General features: G+C 69.1%; 16 protein-coding genes. All 16 read left to right on the forward strand.

The window, feature by feature from the left end; translation table 11 throughout:
- Window positions 1–26 precede the first annotated feature (26 nt).
- The 16 genes from ACFXI3_RS30505 to ACFXI3_RS30580 all read left to right on the forward strand — a co-directional run bounded on the left by ACFXI3_RS30505 (window position 27) and on the right by ACFXI3_RS30580 (window position 18,563).
- Window positions 27–1,658 carry a phage tail sheath family protein gene (locus ACFXI3_RS30505; protein WP_378404147.1) on the forward strand — a complete coding sequence of 544 codons (1,632 nt, stop codon included), beginning with the start codon at window positions 27–29 and terminating at the stop codon, window positions 1,656–1,658.
- A gap of 15 nt (window positions 1,659–1,673) precedes the next feature.
- Complete coding sequence (locus ACFXI3_RS30510; RefSeq protein WP_344268654.1) at window positions 1,674–2,195, forward strand: phage tail protein; 522 nt, start codon at window positions 1,674–1,676, stop codon at window positions 2,193–2,195.
- On the forward strand, window positions 2,192–2,893 hold the full coding sequence (locus tag ACFXI3_RS30515) for a hypothetical protein (protein ID WP_378404149.1): 702 nt from the start codon (window positions 2,192–2,194) through the stop codon (window positions 2,891–2,893). The genes ACFXI3_RS30510 and ACFXI3_RS30515 overlap by 4 nt, the downstream gene beginning before the upstream one ends.
- The gene (locus ACFXI3_RS30520; protein WP_378404151.1) at window positions 2,890–3,744 is read left to right on the forward strand and encodes a hypothetical protein; all 855 of its coding nucleotides are present in this window, start codon (window positions 2,890–2,892) and stop codon (window positions 3,742–3,744) included. Before ACFXI3_RS30515 ends, ACFXI3_RS30520 begins: the two co-directional genes overlap by 4 nt.
- Window positions 3,741–4,976 carry a DUF4255 domain-containing protein gene (locus tag ACFXI3_RS30525; RefSeq protein WP_378404153.1) on the forward strand — a complete coding sequence of 412 codons (1,236 nt, stop codon included), beginning with the start codon at window positions 3,741–3,743 and terminating at the stop codon, window positions 4,974–4,976. Before ACFXI3_RS30520 ends, ACFXI3_RS30525 begins: the two co-directional genes overlap by 4 nt.
- The gene (locus ACFXI3_RS30530) at window positions 4,973–6,787 is read left to right on the forward strand and encodes an ATP-binding protein (protein ID WP_378404155.1); all 1,815 of its coding nucleotides are present in this window, start codon (window positions 4,973–4,975) and stop codon (window positions 6,785–6,787) included. The genes ACFXI3_RS30525 and ACFXI3_RS30530 overlap by 4 nt, the downstream gene beginning before the upstream one ends.
- On the forward strand, window positions 6,784–7,014 hold the full coding sequence (locus ACFXI3_RS30535; RefSeq protein ID WP_378404157.1) for a hypothetical protein: 231 nt from the start codon (window positions 6,784–6,786) through the stop codon (window positions 7,012–7,014). The genes ACFXI3_RS30530 and ACFXI3_RS30535 overlap by 4 nt, the downstream gene beginning before the upstream one ends.
- A 78-nt stretch (window positions 7,015–7,092) precedes the next feature.
- Window positions 7,093–7,749: a hypothetical protein gene (locus ACFXI3_RS30540; protein WP_378404159.1), complete on the forward strand. Its 657-nt coding sequence runs from the start codon at window positions 7,093–7,095 to the stop codon at window positions 7,747–7,749.
- 10 nt (window positions 7,750–7,759) lie between these two features.
- On the forward strand, window positions 7,760–8,074 hold the full coding sequence (locus ACFXI3_RS30545) for a LysM domain-containing protein (protein ID WP_344268678.1): 315 nt from the start codon (window positions 7,760–7,762) through the stop codon (window positions 8,072–8,074).
- Entirely contained in the window at window positions 8,067–9,188 is a 1,122-nt protein-coding gene (locus ACFXI3_RS30550) for a hypothetical protein (RefSeq protein ID WP_344268681.1), read from the forward strand. Before ACFXI3_RS30545 ends, ACFXI3_RS30550 begins: the two co-directional genes overlap by 8 nt.
- Window positions 9,185–9,718 carry a phage baseplate assembly protein V gene (locus ACFXI3_RS30555; protein ID WP_344268684.1) on the forward strand — a complete coding sequence of 178 codons (534 nt, stop codon included), beginning with the start codon at window positions 9,185–9,187 and terminating at the stop codon, window positions 9,716–9,718. The genes ACFXI3_RS30550 and ACFXI3_RS30555 overlap by 4 nt, the downstream gene beginning before the upstream one ends.
- An 11-nt stretch (window positions 9,719–9,729) precedes the next feature.
- On the forward strand, window positions 9,730–10,056 hold the full coding sequence (locus ACFXI3_RS30560) for a hypothetical protein (protein WP_344268687.1): 327 nt from the start codon (window positions 9,730–9,732) through the stop codon (window positions 10,054–10,056).
- A 5-nt stretch (window positions 10,057–10,061) separates the two neighbouring features.
- Window positions 10,062–10,421, forward strand: a complete 360-nt coding sequence (locus tag ACFXI3_RS30565) for a GPW/gp25 family protein (protein WP_344268690.1) — start codon at window positions 10,062–10,064, stop codon at window positions 10,419–10,421.
- A complete protein-coding gene (locus tag ACFXI3_RS30570; RefSeq protein ID WP_378404162.1) occupies window positions 10,418–13,189 on the forward strand; it encodes a putative baseplate assembly protein in 2,772 nt (923 codons plus the stop codon). Before ACFXI3_RS30565 ends, ACFXI3_RS30570 begins: the two co-directional genes overlap by 4 nt.
- Entirely contained in the window at window positions 13,186–16,440 is a 3,255-nt protein-coding gene (locus tag ACFXI3_RS30575) for a putative baseplate assembly protein (RefSeq protein WP_378404164.1), read from the forward strand. The genes ACFXI3_RS30570 and ACFXI3_RS30575 overlap by 4 nt, the downstream gene beginning before the upstream one ends.
- Complete coding sequence (locus tag ACFXI3_RS30580; protein WP_378404166.1) at window positions 16,437–18,563, forward strand: hypothetical protein; 2,127 nt, start codon at window positions 16,437–16,439, stop codon at window positions 18,561–18,563. Before ACFXI3_RS30575 ends, ACFXI3_RS30580 begins: the two co-directional genes overlap by 4 nt.
- Window positions 18,564–18,570 lie beyond the last annotated feature (7 nt).

Consider the following 18,570-nt stretch of genomic DNA (forward strand, 5'->3'; position numbering starts at 1 on the left):
CGAGAAAGCCGCGGAGGGAGACGGCCATGCCCATCACGCCCACTTTTCCGGGTGTCTACATCGACGAACTGCCGAGCGCGGTTCGGACCATCATCGGGGTGCCCACCTCGGTCGCGGCTTTCGTCGGCACCGCACCGCGCGGCGTCACGAACGTGGCGGTGCACATCACGAGCTGGGAGGACTACGAACAGCAGTTCGGCGGCCTCGACCCGGCGAGCGACCTCAGCTACGCGGTCTGGCAGTTCTACCAGAACGGCGGCAGCGAGGCCGAAATCGTGCGGGTGTTCGGCACCGCGCAGCCGACCACCCCGCCGTCCGGCACGGGCCAGCCTGCTGCCGAGGACACCACGGCACCGCCCGCGGCCGCGCGGGCGAAGATCGTGTTGCCGGCGGGGCCGACGCTGAACGCGGCCGGAGAAGGAACCTGGGCCAACGGAACGCTGCTGGCGCGGGTCGACTACAACACCGTCAAGGACGAGCTCAACCAGCTGTACAACCTGACTGTGCACGACCGGACCAGCAAGGTCACCGAGCAGTACCTCAACGTCAGCATCGACAAGAATTCCCCGCGCACACTGGGGAACGTCATCGCGTCCTCGACGTTGATCGGATCGGTCGAGAACGCCGAGCGACGGCCGACCGCGCACAGTTCCGCCGGGCTGGAAGACGGGCAGGATCCGTTCCAGGACACCAAGCAGAAAGACATCTGGTACACCGAAGCGGGCCAGGGTGCCAACGGGCCAACGCCGCGGCGCGAGGATTACCTTGGCGACAAGGTGCAGCAAACCGGCATGTACGCCTTGCTCAAGACCGACATCTTCAACATGCTCTGCCTGCCGGGCGCACCTGGGCTCATCGGCGGCGCGCAGAGCGTGCTGGACGACGCGATCAAGTTCTGCGTGGACCGCCGGGCGATGCTGATCGTGGACCCGGACCCGCAGTGGCAAGCGCCGGATGTCGTCGCTAAGGCCGTGAAGGCGGACGGCTTCGTGATGAACAACGATTTCGCCCGCAATGCGGCGCTGTACTTCCCGCAGGTCAAACAGCCGGATCCCAAGCAGGAGAACTTCGTTCGCAATTTCCCTCCGTGCGGAATGATCGCGGGAACCTGGGCGCGCACGGACGTCCAGCGGGGCGTCTGGAAGGCCCCGGCCGGAACCGAGGCGACGCTGAACGGGGTCAGCGGCCTTACCGTCCGGCTCACCGACCTGCAGAACGGCGTGCTCAACCCGCTCGGCGTGAACTGCCTGCGCGGCATGCCTTCGGTGGGGAACGTGATCTGGGGCGCGCGCACCCAACGCGGCGCGGACGTGCTTGCGAACCAGTGGAAATACCTGCCCGTGCGGCGATTGGCGCTCTTCATCGAGGAAAGCCTTTTCCGCGGCACGCAGTGGGTGGTGTTCGAACCGAACGACGAACCGTTGTGGTCGTCGATCCGGCTCAACGTCGGCGCGTTCATGAACAATCTGTTCCGGCAAGGCGCGTTCCAGGGCCGTACGCCGAAGGACGCCTATCTCGTGAAATGCGACGCGACGAACAATCCGCAGAACGACATCGACCGCGGCATCGTCAACATCCTGGTCGGGTTCGCCCCGCTGAAGCCCGCCGAGTTCGTGCTCATCCACATCCAGCAGCTCGCCGGCCAGATCCAGGTGTAGCAGGAGGTAGACGTTATGTCCGACAGCAAGACGAGGCGGCGCGACCCGTACAAGAACTTCCGGTTCCGGGTGAAGTTCAGCGGCGGCGACTATCTGCTCGGGGTCAGCAAGATCACCGGCTTCAAGCGGAGCACCGAGGTGATCAAGCACCGGTCCGGCGGCGATCCGGCGACCAGCGCGAAACTGCCCGGCCGCACCGAATACGACGCGATCACCCTCGAACGCGGCGTCACCGCGGACAAGGTGTTCGCGCAGTGGGCGAACCGGGTGTGGAGTTTCGCCAACTCCGGGCAGGGGCTGGAGACCTCGCTCAAGGACTTCCGCCGCGACCTCATCGTCGACGTGTTCGACGAGGGCGGCCAGAAAGTACTGTCCTATCAGGTCTTCAACTGCTGGGTCTCGGAATGGCAGCCGGTGTCCGATTTGGACTCCAACGCCAACGCGGTCGCCGTGCAGCACATCAAGGTCGAGAACGAGGGGTGGGTCGCCGAGGAGGTTTCGGAGCCGCAGGACACGTCCTTCGAAGACCCGGCGTGATGTTCACCGAAGCGAGCCTTCTCGACGTATGGGAGGCGGCGCACGGGCTGGGCGCGGTACGGCGGGCGCTCGCGCTGGCGGTCGCCGGTGGCGCGGAACCGGGCGAGGTCGGCGATCTCGCGGTGGGCCGGCGGGACGAATTCCTGCTGGCCCTGCGGGAACGGTGCTTCGGGACCGCGTTTCCGTGTCTGGTGAGCTGTCCTTCGTGCGGTGAGGAACTTGAGCTGGAACTGTCGAGCCGGGATCTGCGTCCGTCGCAAGTGGACGCTGCCGCGATCGTGGCTGTCGACGGGTACGAGGTCGAGTTCCGTGCGGTGACGAGCCGGGATCTGCTGGAAGTCCACAGTAGACGGGCGTTGCTCGAACGGTGCGTGGTGACCGCGCGGATGGGCGATCAGGAGGTGGAGCGATCCGAGTTGCCGGACGCGGTGCTCGGCGCGCTCCCGGACGCGTTGGCCGCGGGCGATCCGCAGGCGGACGTCCGGATCGACCTGGACTGCGCGGTGTGCGGCCACCGGTGGGCGTCTCCGTTCGACATCGCGGTTTATCTGTGGACGGAGCTGGAAGCCTGCGCGCGGCGGTTGTTGTATGACGTGCACGCGCTGGCGCTCGCCTACGGCTGGTCGGAGGCGGAGGTGCTCGCGGTGAGTCCGGGGCGGCGCCGGCGGTATCTGGAACTCGCGGGGACGATGGCATGAATGATTTCGTGGACCGGCTGCTGGGCCGGATCGACGCGCCGCCGATCCGGCCGCTCGTGCCGACGCTGTTCGAACCCGCCAGTCCGGTCGGGGCGGAGCCCGGGTTGCCGATGGGCACGTTCACCGAATCGGAGCGGAAGCCGGTGGTCACGAAGGAAACCGAACGGGTCCGCGAGGTTCCGGGTCTGGAGCGGATTATCCAGGAAACCTTGGCGACGCTGCCGGGTCCGGTCGAGCGCGTCCGCGAGACCGAAGTGTCGCACACGGAGCGAGTCGAAGGCGGTCGCGAAACCCGGGTGCTGGGGCCGGAATCAGTCGAGCGAGTCCGGGAAACTTCGGTGCAGTCCCCTCCGGTGGTCGAGCGCGTCCGCGAAGTTTCCGAGCCGGGAGAGCCGGGCACTGTGGTTCGAGAAAGCGTTGTCGAGTCACGGACGCACACCGAGCACGCGACTGTATCGAGCTCGGAGCGGGTCACTGAATCGTTGCGGGAGCACGAAGTGCGTACGGAAAACCTGCAGCGAGAGACGGTACTGCAACCAGTCGCCGCGGCGGAGCGAGAAGTCGTCCCGGTGCCTCCAGAACCAGAACGGGCCGCGCCGGTGCCGGCGGTCGACCCGGTCCGTGCGCATCCAGTCGCGCGTCCCCGTCCGGAACCGGGACCGCAGCCTCAGCAACAACTGCGGCAGCCTTTGGCGATCCGGCGGCAGAAGGCACCGGTCGAACCGGACGTGCACATCAGCATCGGCCGGGTCGAGGTCGTTGCCCGTCCGGCTCCGGCGGCGGCGCCGAAACCGCCGAAGGAACGGAAACCGTTGCTGAGCCTCGACGACTACCTCCGGGAGCGGGGATGAGTGACGCCAACGCGATCGAGGCCGTGACCGAGGCGCTGGTCCAGCTGGTCCTCGAAGGCGCGCGTGAGGTCGAGAGCGGCGCGAAGGTCGAAGCGCGGCCGCCGCACGAGACGCCGGGGCCGAGCGGCGATCCGCAGCTGAACCTGTTCCTCTACCAAATCGGCATCGACGAGGCGCTGCGCAACGAGGATCCCGTAGGGCTGCGGTCCGGAGAGCACGGCGATCCGCAGCTGCCGCTCGTCCTGCACTACCTGCTCACCGCGTACGTCCCGGGCGGCGCGGACACCATCGCGCACCGGATGCTCGGCGGTGCGTTGCGCACGCTGCACGAACATCCGCACCTCAGTCGCGCGCGGCTGAGGCAGGTGCAGTCGCCCAGCGACGTCTCGGAACAGTCCGAACTGGTCCGGCTCACCTGGCAGTCCTTCGCGGAGAAGGACATCTACTCGCTCTGGTCGGCGTTCCAGACCAGCTACCGGCTCACGGTCGCGTTCGAAGCCGGGCCGGTGCTCATCGACAGCCGCCGCCCGCCGCGGACAGCGGTGCCGGTGCTGCGCCGGGGCGCGCTGGACCGGGGGCCGGAAGCGGCTGCCAGCGTCGAATCGCCGTACCCGCAGCTCACCGCCGCGGTGCCGGTCGCGGTCGGTCCCGACGGTCTCGAGCACGAGCAGGCGTCGGTCAAGCTCGGCGGGCGCGTCGTTCTGCGGGGCGCGAATCTCGACCAGGCGAACGAGGCCCGGTTGTCGCATCCGCTGCTGGACGGGCCGGTCTCGATTCCGGTCGTGCCGGGCAGTGCGGCCGAGGTCCGGTTCGAGCTGACGGGGCCGCCGCAGGCGTTTCCGGCCGGTCTGTGGTCGGTGGCGGTGGTGTCCGGGACGACGGCGACGAACGAGGTCTCGCTCGCGGTCGCGCCGGAGATCACCAGCGCGATGCCGATGACTGTGCAGCGTGACGGGACCGCCGCGGTGGTCGAGCTCGTCTGCCGTCCTCCGGTGCGGACCGGGCAACCGGTGCTGCTGGTCCTCGGGTCGCGATCGGTGCTGGAGCGGCGTGCGGTCGCGGCCCAGCCGGAGGACCCGGTGACCGGCGCGGACCTGACCTTCGACGTCCCGGACGCGCCGGTGGGCACCCATCTCGCGCGGCTGCGGATCGGCGGCGTGGACAGCCTGCTGGTCGACCGCACCGGGCCGAAGCCGGTGTTCGACGCCACCCAGACGGTGACGATCTCATGACCTGGGAGGCGGCGAACGGACGCTTCCTCGCCGCGTCGCTGGAGTGGGTGCGGGAGGTGCTGCGACACCCCGGCGAAGAGGTCTCGACCGCCGCCGTCGAGGAAGCCGAGGCGATCGACCCGCCGCCCGCGCTGACGGTACTGGCGGCGCGACTCGGGTTGTCCCGGTTCGAACGGGACACCTTGCTGCTGTGCGCGGCGGTCGAGCTGGATCCGTCGATCGCCGGGCTGTGCGCCGAGGCGCACGGCAATCCGCACATGGCGTATCCGACGTTCGGGCTGGCTCTTCGCGTGCTGCCCGATCCGGCGTGGGAAGCCGTGTCGCCGCAAGGCGGTCTGCGGTATTGGCAGCTCATCGAGGGTGTGTCCGGGCAGGGCGTGGTGTCCGCGCCGCTGCGGGCCGCTGAGCGCGCGGTCAACTATCTGAAAGGGCTCAACAGTCTCGACGACCGGCTGAGTCCGCTGGTCACGCCGCTGGCTCTCACCGAGCTGTCGGCTTCGCAGCAGAGGATTGCCGAGGAAGTCGCCAGCCAGTGGGCGCTCGCCGGTCCGGTTCAGCTCACCGGTGCCGACGAGGCCGCCAAACGACAGGTCACCGCGCACGCGGCGGAGATCTCCGGACTGGCGGCGTACCGACTTGAAGCGGCCGCGTTGCCCGCACAGCCGGTGGAGCTGGACCTGCTGGCTCGCAGCTGGCAGCGCGAGGCCGCCTTGCTGCCGCTGGCGTTGTACCTCGAAGCCGACGACGCGGACGGTTCCCGGTTTCTCGACCGGATCACCGGGCCGGCGGTGCTGGCCGTGCGGGAAGGCGCGCCGGGACTCCGGTCGATCGAGGTCAGCCCGCCGACGCCGGCGGAACGGGCGCTGGCGTGGCGGGATGCGCTCGGGAGCGAGCAGCCGGTGATCGACGCGCTGGCCGCGCAGTTCGCGCTCGACCTGCCGGGCATCGCGGCGGTGGCCGCGGTCGCCGGGGCCGATCCGGAGAAAGTGTGGCAGGAATGCCGTGTTCGCACCCGGCCGCGGCTGGACGGACGCGCGCAGCGACTCGAATCGACGGCGGGCTGGGACGATCTCGTGCTGCCCGAGCAGCCCCGCCGGTTGCTCGGCGAGATCGCGGACCAGGTGGGGCAGCGCACGAGGGTGCACGAGACGTGGGGATTTGGTGAGCGCGGCCTGGGATTGAGTGTGCTGTTCACCGGGCCGAGCGGAACGGGCAAGACGATGGCGGCCGAGGTGCTCGCGAACCGGCTGGCGCTGGACCTTTACCGGATCGATCTGTCCACAGTGGTCAGCAAGTACATCGGGGAGACCGAGAAGAACCTGCGGAAGCTTTTCGACGCGGCCGAGGGCGCGATCCTGTTCTTCGACGAGGCGGAATCGCTGTTCGGCAAACGCGGCGAGGTCCGCGACGCGCACGACCGGTACGCCACGATCGAGGTCGACTATCTGCTGCAGCGGATGGAAGCGCACCGTGGCCTGGCGATCCTCGCGACCAACATGCGTTCGACGCTGGATACCGCTTTCCTGCGTCGGCTGAGGTTTGTGGTCGAGTTCGTCTTTCCCGGGCCTGCTGAGCGGAAGATTATGTGGCAGAAGGCGTTTCCGACGCGGGCCCCGTGCGAGGGCCTCGACTTCGGCCGGTTGGCGCAGCTGCAGACGAGCGGCGCGATGATCCGCAACATCGCGCTCAACGCGGCCTTCCTCGCGGCGGCGGCCGGGTCGCCGATCACGATGGAGACTGTGCTGGCTGCCGCGCGCACTGAGTTCCGGAAGCTTGAACTTCCCGTGCCGGAACGGGATTTCCGGCGGTGATCGAGGTCCGGATCGACCGGCTGGTGCTGACTGGGGTGGTCGAGGATCCTGGTCTGCTTCGCGATGCCGTGCAAGCTGAGTTGGCGCGTCAGATGGTGGCTGCCGCGCCGCGCCGGGGCTGGCGGGAAGCACAGCGGCGGGTCGTGGTGGCTCAGCTGGCGGAAGGCACGCTCGCGGAGGCGATCGCGCGCTCGATTCACCGCGGCATCCGCGAGGTCGCCGGCTGATCGGTGACGGCTCGGTGACGCGCTCCCGGCACGCTTTGGGGCAAGGCGTTCCGCCGTTCGCTGGGGAGGACTACGACGATGACCACCTTTCCGCAGAGCCTGAATCCCGTCCGGGGCGGGTTCGTGCTGGTGGATCCGAACAGCGGGCGGGTGTCGAAGACGATTCCGTTCCAGTACAACCCGGACACGCTCACCCGGACCCTGCAGGTGCAGGGCCTCGGCGGGGAGCCGGGCGACCGGCTGGAAGCGTTGCGGCTCAAGGGGCCTTCGCACGAGACGTACCGGTTCGACGCTGAGTTCGACGCCACCGCGGCGCCCGAGAAGTTTCCCGACGGATTGTTCCCGGTCCTGTGCGCGCTAGAGAAGAGCCTTTCGCCGACCTACGCCCAGCTGCAGAACGAAGACCAGCTAGCCGGCCAAGGGCAGCTGGAAATCGTGCCGGTCGAGGCACCTCTGACCGTCCTGGTTCTCGGGCCTAAACGCGTGCTTCCGGTGCGGATCACCGACTTCAGCGTCGCCGAGGAAGCCTTCGACGCCGCGCTGAATCCGATCCGGGCCAAGGTCAGCATCACCGTCCGGGTGCTCACTGTGGACGATCTCGGCTACCCGCGTCCCGGCGATCCGGGAGCGCGCGCCAAGGGCGGAACGCTGTACCTGACGTATCTCCAGCAGAAAGAACATTTCGCCGACGGGGTCGACAACCCGGTGACCGACGTCGGCGTGCCGACCGTCTAGGAGGTGCTTGATGTTCTCCGCGACCAGTCGTTACTACAGTCTGCCCACCGCGGTCCGCGACCTTCCGGACGGTCGTTCGGTCCGCTTCGTCCAGCGGCGGTTGCTGCCCCAGCCCGAGCAGCTCGCGCAGATCGGCGAGCGCGTGGTCAAACCCCGCGACCGGCTCGATCGCATCGCCGGCGAGGTGTTCGGCGACGCCGAGCAGTACTGGCGGATCGCCGACGCGAACCGGGCGATGGATCCGGACGCGCTGACCGCGGAGCCGGGCCGCCGGCTGCGGATCACGCTGCCGCCCGGGATTCCGGCGGGAGGGACCGGTGGGTAAGAGCTTTCAGCTGCAGCTGATGATCGGCCGCGTCCTCGCCGCGCCGGTGCCGCACGAGCTGATCGACGCGTTGCAGTCCGTGCAGGTCACCTCGTCCGCGGGCGAGCGCAGCGGGTTCCAGTTGACCTTCGCGGTGAGCCGGAAATCGGTGCTCACCCGGACGTTGCTGCCGTCCGGGCTGCTTGATCCGCCCGCGCGGGTCGTGCTGTCGGCGATCGTCGGCGGTTCAGTAGACGTGCTGATGGACGGCGTGATCACCCGGCACGAGATGAGCCCGGGCGCGGGGCCCGGCGAGTCGCGGCTCACCCTGACCGGCGAGGACCTCACCGCGCTGATGGACCTGCGGTACGAGGAAGAGATCTTTCTCGAGATGCCGCTGCACGTGCGGGTGCTGAAGATCCTCGCGAAGTACGCGATGTACGGAATCGTGCCCGCGCCGGTACCGGCACGGCTGTGGGAACCGGAGCCGCCGCTGTCGAGAATCGACGGCCAGTCCGACACCGACCTCGGCTATCTCCGGGAACTGGCGCGGCAGGCGGGGTACGCGTTCTACCTGACCCCGGGGCCGATGCCGGGTGCGAGCATCGGGTACTGGGGCCCGGAAATCCGGGCCGGGGTCGTGCAGCCCGCGCTCACCGTCGATTCCGGGACCGCGACCAATGTGGAATCCCTGTCGTTCAGTTTCGACGGAATGTCCGGCAAGCAGTACACGATCCGGATCACCGAGCCGCACACCAAGATCGGGTTTTCCATTCCGGTGCCGGACCTCGCGTTGCTGCGCCCGCCGCTGGCCGCTCGTCCCGCGGTCGCCCTGCAGGAGCGGCCGTTGCCGGACCTGGACGGCCGGTCCACGACGGACATCTTGTTGCGCGGCCTCAGCAAAACCGCGAAGGCGGCCGACGCGGTGACCGGGCAGGGAAAGCTCGACGTGCTCCGGTACGGCCACGTGCTCAAGGCACGCGCGCTGGTCGGGGTGCGCGGCGCGGGGCTCGCGTACGACGGCCTCTACTACGTCAACCGGGTCACCCACGAGATCAAACGCGGCGAGTACAAGCAGAGTTTCGGACTGACCAGGGACGGTTTCGTCCCCTTCTCCCAGCAGGTGAGCGCATGACCGAGGAAACGCGGTTCGACGGCACCTACGAGGGCGTGGTGGTGTCCAATGTGGACCCGCTGCGGCTCGACCGGCTGCTGGTGCGGGTCCGCGAAGTGCTGGGCGACAACGCCATCTGGGCACGGGCGAGCACCGCGACGCCGGGCATGAACGTGGTGCCGCTGGTCGGTTCCGGGGTGTGGGTCGAGTTCCAGAGCGGAGACATCGGCCGCGCGATCTGGACCGGGTTCCGGCGCGACGTGGCCGAGGAAGGACCGCCGATCGCGTCCAGCATCCTTCCCGGGGTGCCGCAGGTCGTCATCGGGACGCCGCTGACCCCGTTGGGCGTTCCGCCGCAGAACTACCTGCTGATCACCCAGCAACCCGGTCCGACCGGCGGCATCCAGCTGCAGATCCTGGGGCCGTCCGGGCCGTACATCAAGCTCAACGAGACCGGGATCGAGCTGTCCTGCGGTCCCGGTCTCGCCTCGATCCGGCTCGCCGGCACCTCGGTCATCGTCAACAACGGCACTTTCGTCGTTCCGAACTAGGGGGTGGCGGCATGCCGGGTTTCCTGCTCCACAGCGGAATGACGATGACCTGCCCGCACGGCGGCGCGGTGACCGCGATCCCGGCCGGGCCGCCCGCGGCGCTGGTGAACGGTATGCCGGTGCTCACCACGAAAGACCAGCTGATCGTCGCCGGCTGCACGCTGACTCCGCCGTGCGCGACGGTGCAGTGGACGAACATTTCGTCCCTGCTGGCGGGTGGAACGCCGATGCTCACGCAACTTCCTCCGGCCGGACAGGGCGGCGGCACGTGCCTCGGCTCTCTTTCGCCCGGTCCGCCGATTGTGCTTGTCATGCAACAGTCCGTCACGGGGAGGTGACCACTGTGGACATTGACTTCCCGTTCCACTTCGACCAGCGCGGCCGGGTCGCGGAGACCGGCTACGCGAATCACGTGCTCGACCTGATCGAGCAGCTGCTCTTCACCACTCCGGGGGAGCGCGTGATGCGCCCGGACTTCGGCTGCGGACTGCTGGATCTCGTGTTCGAGCCGAACAGCCCGGAGCTGGCGGCGGCGGTGCAGGCGTCGGCGGAAGGCGCGTTGCACCGCTGGCTGGGTGACCTGATCACCGTGCAGCACCTGGAGGTCACCGCGGAGGAGAGCACTTTGCGGATCGAGATCGGGTACATCCTCCTCGCGACCGGCGAACGGCGCGAGGACGTCATCACCGGGAGGGCGGCATGATCGGCTGTGCGGACGAACGCCGCCGGGCGGACGTGCGCGTCGCGGGCGGCAACGGGATCGACTCGGTGGGCGTGAGCGACGACGGTCGTTCGCTCACGGTGGGGTTCTTCGGCAAGGCACCGGAAGAGCTGGTGCCGGCTAACTTCCGGATCGACGGCGGACGGCGCGTGACCGGGCTCGCGGTCGTCGCGGTCGAACTGTGGGCGAGCGACGATCCTGACCTCGCCGACGCGGTACGGCTGACGGTCGACCGGGCCGGCGATCTGTCGACCTATCGATTGTCCATTGTGGAATGCGGACCGATCGGCAAACCGGGAACGAGGCCGTATCCGGGCTTCGATCCGCGGTACTCCCAGGTGGACTTCACGTTCGGCAGCTGCGGCGACGTCGACTGCACGCCGGTCGCGGAAAGCGCGCCACCGGCGGAAGCGACGGCCGAGATCGATTACCTCAGCAAGGATTACGCCAGTTTCCGGCAATTGCTGCTGGACCGGTTGAAGCTGACGATGCCGTCCTGGACCGAACGGCACGTCCCGGACATCGGCATCATGCTCACCGAACTGCTCGCCTACGAGGGCGACCGGCTGAGCTACCAGCAAGACGCCGTGGCGACCGAGGCGTATCTGGACACCGCGCGGCTGCGGGTTTCCGTGCGGCGGCACGCCCGGCTGGTCGACTACCCGATGCACGACGGATGTTCCGCGCGGGCTTGGGTGTGCATCGAAGCGGACGAGGAGGTCCCGCTCCCGAAGGGGACTTTCCGGTTCAGCACGCTGCCCGGCGTCTCCCTGAAGGAAAGCGATCTTCGCGGTGCGCCGGAGATCTTCGAACCGGTCCACGACGAGGAAGTTCGGCTGCTCCCCGCGCGCAACCGGATCAGCCTGTGGACGTGGGGCGACCACGACTGCTGCCTGCCCACCGGGGCGACCTCGGCGACCCTGGTGGACAGTGACCGGGCGCTGGGCCTCGAAGCAGGGGACGTGGTGCTCTTCGAGGAACTGATCGGCGTGCCGTCCGGTCTTCCGGCCGACGCTGACCACACGCACCGGCAGGCTGTCCGGCTGACGTCGGTGAGCGAGACCGAAGACGAGTTGTACCGGCAAAAGCTGCTGGAAGTGACCTGGGGACGCGAAGACGCGCTCACTTTCCCGCTGTGCGTCAACTCTCGCGGCGGCCCGGATTGCCTTGACCTTGAGGTCGGGGTCGCTCGCGGCAACGTGGTGCTGGTCGAGCACGGCTGGCGAGTCGACCCGGAGTGCCACCCCGTTCCCGACCCCGCACCGGACGAGCCGCAGTGTCCGCGCGACTGTGGCTGCGGTTGCGGCGGTGAGACCGAACCCGAACCTGCTTACCCGCCGTTGCCAGTGGTCGTTCAGCCGCAGTTGCGACATCAGCCGGTCACGCAAAGCGTGCCGTTCCCGGATCCCGCCGACATCGCGGCCGCGCAGGCGCGCTGGCTGGTGGGGCTGCCCGGCCGGATTCGTGCGAGGCTGATCAAGCTGTGGCGGAGCGAACTGTCCGAAGAGGACATCAAGTTCGTCACCGTGCTGTTCGGGGCCAAGCTCGTCAAGAAGCTGCACCTTCGCGAGCATCCGCGACGCGCGCTGCGGTACCTGCTGGCGTGTTTCGACGACCTGCTGGAAACCAAGCTGGAGCGAGTGAAAGACCTCATCCGGCAGGCTCGCGCGGGATACGTGCTCACGGCGAAGAACGAGGGCTGGGAGATCGGTCAGAGCTGGGGCGCGGACGAGGGCGCGAAGCTCGACGAGCACCGTGAGGCGTTTCGCGGTCCGGCAAGTCTTGCCACGCAACCGGATCCGCGCGCGGCGCTGCCCGCGGTGACCGTCACTGACCGAAACCATGATGTTTGGCTGCCCCAGCGGGATCTGCTCGAGAGCGGGCCAGTCGACCGGCACTTCGTCGGCGAGCTCACTGATACCGGCGCGACCGTGCTGCGATTCGGCGATGGACGCAACGGCGCGAAGTTCCCCTTGAGCGGCGAGCTGACTGCGTCGCTGCGCGTAGGGACCGGTCTGGCGGGGAACGTCGGCCGCGAGGCCATCAGCAGCATCGTCTTCGACCGCACCGACGTGCCCGGCATCCGAAGCGTGCGGAATCCGTTGCCTGCCAAGGGTGGAGTGGATCCCGAGCCGGTGTCCGAGGTCCGGCTGCGTGCTCCGCAGGAGGTCCGCCGTCGGCTGCTGCGCGCCATCACGGCGGACGACTACGCGACGCTGGCCGGTGCCTCTCCGAGTGTGCAGCGCGCCGCGGGCGACCTGCGGTGGACGGGCAGCTGGTACGAGGCGCAGGTCGCGATCGACCCGCTCGGCACGGAGGTCGCGCCGACCTGGCTGCTCGACGAAATCCGCGCCGGGCTGTACCGCTACCGCCGGATCGGCCACGACCTTTCGGTTTTCACCGCGACCCTCGTGCCGCTCGACCTCACGGTGCACGTCGAGGTGCTGCCGGACCACATCGCCGGACACGTGCGGTCGGCCCTGCGGCGGGCGCTCGGCGCGTTCTTCCAGCCGGATCGCCTCACCTTCGGCACCCCGATCCGGGTCGGCCAGATCGTCGCGACCGTGGCCGCCGTACCCGGAGTCCGGCACGCCGAGGTGACCCGGCTGGAGCGGCTGTTCGGCCCGCCCGGCACCGCACTCGCCACCGGCGTCCTCCCGATCGGGCCGCTCGAGGTGGCGCAACTGGACGACGACCCGAGCCGGCCCGAGAACGGGCAGCTCACCCTCGACCTGGCAGGCGGACGATGAACTGCTGCGCGCGAACCAGCCTGACAACTCCGGCGACGACCTACCAGCGCCCCGGCCTGCCCGCGCTGTCCCGGCGGATCGGCACCTACGCGCGGTTCCGCCAGTCGATGCTGGCCAGGCTGGCGAGCCGGGCGGCGCTGGCCCCGCTCACCACGCGCGACCCGGACGACCCGGCGATCGCGCTGCTGGACTGCTGGGCCGTCGTCGGCGACGTGCTGACCTTCTACCAGGAGCGGATCGCCAACGAGGGCTACCTGCGGACCGCCACCGAACCCGAATCGCTCAACCACCTCGGCACTCTCGTCGGCTACACGCCGCGGCCCGCGCTGGCGGCGACCACCTTTCTCGCGTACACGCTGGATCCCGGCGCGCGGACGGTGATTCCGGCGGGCACCGCCGCGAAGAGCGTGCCCGCGCAGAACCAGCTGCCGCAGACCTTCGAGACCACGGCGGACCTCCAGGCGCGCGAGGAGTGGAACGCGCTCCAGGTCGCCACTGCCGACCCGGTGGACGTCACCGCCGACACCGCCCCGGCCATCGAACAGATCGGGATCCAAGGCACCACTGCGGCGCTCAAGCCGGGGGACCGGTTGCTGCTGTTGTTCGGCAAGTTCCCGCCGGTGATCCGCGTGGTCGCCGAAGCGGCGACGGACTTCCAAGCCAACCGGACGACCGCGAAGCTGGTCATCTCAGGCCTCGACGACCTGAACCGGGCTATCGCCCACCTCCGCAAGGTGATCGGCACCGCGGTGGAGCGAAAGCCCGCGCCGTCGGACTGGATCGACTGCACGGTAACCGTGTTGAACAACACCGAGACCTATCTGCGCGGCCTTGGTACCTCGGCCACGGTGACCTATGTCCTCGCTCGCACGGCCCACCAGGTGAGCACCGAACTGGCGGAGCAGGCCGCGCTCGCCAGGGCGCACGCGAGCTGCGCGGTCCAGGACTGGTTCCGCGATTCCGTCGGGCCGGTTTCGGACGCGACGGACGTGCTGCTGAAGCTCTGTACCGCGGCGATGCGCGAAAGCGATCCGGAGCTGCGCTACCTGAACAACTTCGCCAAGGAACTGTTCTGCTCGTCGCCGGGGTACCGCTTCGAAGGCAGCGGCGACGGCTGCGGTTGCGGATGCGGCTATGGCACCGACTGCGACCGGGCGGCGGCGCTGATCGGGCTCACCCCGGTGCTGCCGTGGCTGCGGCGCGAGCCGTCCCGGCCGCCGCGCAAGGCGGTCGACCTTCCGTCCACAGTGGACCAGTTGTTCCACGCTGGTTCCGACGTGCACCCGAAGCTGCTCATCGAAGCCGACCCCCGGCTGGGGCCGAACCTGCACCACGCGTGGGCGAACGAGCAGATCGCGCCGCCGCCGGCGTTGTCCGGCCTCCAGGTGCTGCGGACCAGGGCGGTCGCGATCGCGCGCCCGGCCGGTGCGGAGGCGGACCCGGCGGGCACCACGAAGGTGTGGCTGGACGCGGTGTACGACGGCATCGCCGGCGGCAGCTGGGTCGTGTTCGAATCGCCGGACGGCAAGCGGTCCGCCGCGCAGGTGACGTTGGTGGAGCTGGCCAGCGTCGACGTCACCGTTCCGGGAACGACCGACCCGGTCGGGAAGAAGCAGGTCACCAAGATCACGGTGAACCAGGTCGTTTCGCCGGTTCCGGGGGCGGGCACGGTCGTCTGGGCGCGCGGCGAACCGCTCACCGCGGTAGGCGACCCGATCACCAAGGACGTCGAAGGCGCCGAGATCGAACTGTCGCGGGTCTACGACGGGCTGCGGCCGGGCCGGTGGCTGGTGGTGTCCGGCGAACGCACCGACGTGCCGCACACCAGCGGGATCCAGGCCGCCGAGGTGACGATGGTCGCCGGGATCCGGCAGCGGGTAGAGCCGACGCGCAACGGCAGCCGGGTCCGCACGTTCCTGTCGCTGGCCACGGAGTTGTCCTACCGGTACCGCCGGGACACCGTGACCCTCTACGGCAACGTCGTGGAGGCGGACCAGGGCGAGACCCGCACCGAGGTGCTCGGCAGCGGCGATCCGGGCGTCGCGAATCAGGTTTTCCAGCTGCGCCAGGCCAATGCGGACAATCCGCTCACGTTCCGGCCGTCCGCCAACGTTTCCGGCGCGGAGAGCACGCTCACCGCTCGCGTGGCCGGTGTCCGCTGGCACGAAACCGACGGGCTGGTGTGGTCCGGGCCGACAGGCCACGACTACGAGGTCTCCGTCGGCGCGGGTGGCACCCGCTCGCTTCGATTCGGCGACGGTGTCCACGGCGCGCGCATTCCCGCAGGCGTGGAGAACGTGACGGCGGTTTACCGGATCGGCGCGGGCCATGACGGGAATGTCGCGGCCGGGCAGATCAGCCAGGCCACTGGCCGGCCGCCGGGCGTGCGCGCGGTGACCAACCCGCTGGCGTCCGGCGGGGGAGCGGACGGCGACGGACCGGCGGACGCCCGGGCGTCGATCCCGCTGCGGATGCTCGCGCTCGACCGGCTGGTGTCGATCCGCGACTACGAGGACTTCACGCGTGCGCGGGCCGGGATCGGGAAAGCCAAGGCAGTCAAGCTGTCTGACGGCGGACGGCGGGTCGTGCACGTGACGGTCGCGGCGACCGGGGACGCGCGGATCGACTCGTCCTCCGGCCCGGTGGTCGCGCTGGAAGCGGCGCTGGCCGGCTTCGGCGATCGCGGGGTCGAGGTGCGGGTCGCGGTGCGGGAACGGGTGCTGCTCGTGCTGCGCGCCGGGGTCAAGGTGCTGCCGGACTACTCGTGGGAGCTGGTGGAACCCGCGGTGCGCACCGCGTTGCTGGACAAGTTTTCCTTTGCTCGCCGGGAACTCGGCGAACCCGCGTTCCTCAGCGAGGCGTTCGCCGCGATCCAGGCAGTGCCGGGCGTCGACTACGCCGCGATCACTGTTTTCGACGGCATCGCCGGCGACGTCACGCCGGTCGAGCTGGCCACGGTCGCGGACCGGCTCACCGAGGCGAAGCCGTGCGTCGGGGCGTCCGGGGCGCGGTTCGAGGAGGTTTTCGACGAGGTGGGCTACGTGGACTCGTTCGGCAAGGACACCTTGACGACGATCGCGCTCCGGCACGGGCTGACAGTGGACGAGCTGGTCCGGTTGAACCCGGGGCTGGAGTCGACGGAGCTTGAGTGGGGGCAGAAGTTGACTGTGTACCGCGGAATCCGGCCCGCGCGGCTCGCCGTGCTCCCGGCGGGAGTGCCGGAAGCGCTGATGTTGGTGAGGATCCCATGACTCGCAATCCGGACCGGCTTTACGACCTGATGCCGTCGGTCTACCGGCGGCGCGACGAGGAAAACGCGGGGCCGCTCAAGGCGTTGCTCGGCGTGATCACCGAGCAGGCCGACCTGATCGGCACCGACCTGGACGCGCAGTACGCGGACTGGTTCATCGAGACCTGTCAGGACTGGGTCGCGCCGTACCTCGGTGATCTCGTCGGGTACCAGATCCTGCCGGGCGCCGACGAGACGCTCGCGACGGGATCGGCGGCGGCCCGGCGGTTGTTGTCCGCTCTCGCACCTCGTCGCGATGTCGCGCACACCGTGGGCAATCGGCGGCGCAAAGGCACCTTGGCGTTGCTGGAACAACTCGCCGCGGACGTCGCGGAATGGCCAGCGCGGGCGGTCGAATTCCGGCAGCTGCTGGCGGTTTCGCAAGCGATCCGGCTGCACGGCCGAGACCCGCGTGCGGATAGGCGACGGCTGACCAGGGGACAGCTGACCGACCTTCACGGAGCCGACGCGCTCGACCGGCTCGACGGGCCGTTCGATGAGCTCGCGCATTCCATCGACGTCCGCCGGATCACCTCGCACCGGGGGACCGGCCGGTACGGCATCCCGGAGATCGGCCTGTACGTGTGGCGGCTGAAGCCGTATTCGATCACGCGCGGGCCCGCGTATTGCGAGGACCGGGCGCGGACCCGGTTCACGTTCAGCATTCTCGGCAACGACACTCCGCTGATCGTCTCTCCGGTCCGGGAGCCGTCGCCGACCCACATCGCCGACGAGACGAACGTTCCGGTTTTCATTCGGCGGCAGGCGTTTGCCGAGCGACCGGCGGTCTACTATGGACCCGAGAAGAGCCTGTGCGTCTACCTCAGCGACGGGAACCCGATCCCGCTGGACGACATCATTCCGGCGGATCTCTCCGGCTGGCGTTACCGGCCCGCGCACGGGAAGGTCGCGCTCGACCCGGTGCTCGGCCGGATCGCCTTCCCCGCCCGGCAGGCGCCGGAATCCGGGGTGTGGGTCGACTACCACTACGGGTTCTCCGCCGACATCGGCGCCGGTGAATATCCGCGAGCGCCGGAAACGGCGAAGCACGTCTATCGCGTCGGTCCCGGGCACCACGAACTCGTCATGGAAGCCGTCGAGGAGTGGCAGCGGGACAAGGAAACCGACAAGACGGCGCGCAAGGCGGTCATCGAATTCACCGACAGCGGGGCGTACCAGGAGCAAATCAAGCTGGTCGTCGACCGCGGCGATTGCCTGACGCTGCGGGCGGCGAACGGAAAGCGTCCGGTGCTGCGCCTGCTCGACTGGAACAGCAACCGTCCGGACGCGCTGCGGATCATCGGCACCGACCGCGGCGCGAAAGACGATCCGCTGCCCAAGGTCGTCTTCGACGGTCTGCTGATCACTGGGCGCAGCGTCCAGGTGCACGGCCCGGTCGGGCAGTTCGCCTTGCGGCACTGCACTTTGGTACCAGGATGGTCGCTCGACGCGCAGTGCTGTCCGGAACACGAGGAAGAGGCGAGCGTCGAACTCACTGACACGCCAGCGTGCCTGTGTGTGGAACGCAGCATCCTCGGCACGATCCTCGTCACCGCCGACGAAGTGCACCGCGAACCCAACCAGATCCGGCTCACCGACAGCATTCTCGACGCCGCCGGACCCGGCCTCGCCGCGCTGTGCGGCCCGGACGACGGCTGTGCGCACGCGGTGGTCGACTTCCGCCGGTGCACGGTGTTCGGCTCCGTCTTCGCGCATGCCGCCGGATTGCTCGAGAACTCCATTATGGACGGTCGAGTGCGGATAGCCCGTCGCCAAGACGGCTGCGTGCGGTTCTGCTGGCTGCCGGAGAGTTCGCGCACTCCGCCCCGATTCCATTGCGAGCCGGAGCATTCCGGCGATCCGGTCCGCGTCGTCCCTCAGTTCACGTCCGTCCGCTACGGCACTCCGGGTTACGCGCAGCTCGCGCGGTCCGGGCCGGAAGAAATCAGCCGCGGCGCGGAGGACGGTTCGGAAATGGGGGCCTTCCACGACCTGTTCCACCCGCAACGCGAGGACAGTCTCCGGCTGCGGCTCGCCGAGTACACCCCGGCCGGCACGGACGCCGGCATCCTGTTCGCCACTTAGGAGACCG

The sequence above is a fragment of the Amycolatopsis sp. NPDC059235 genome (assembly GCF_042754125.1).
In the GTDB taxonomy this organism is placed as follows: Bacteria; Actinomycetota; Actinomycetes; order Mycobacteriales; family Pseudonocardiaceae; genus Amycolatopsis; species Amycolatopsis albidoflava.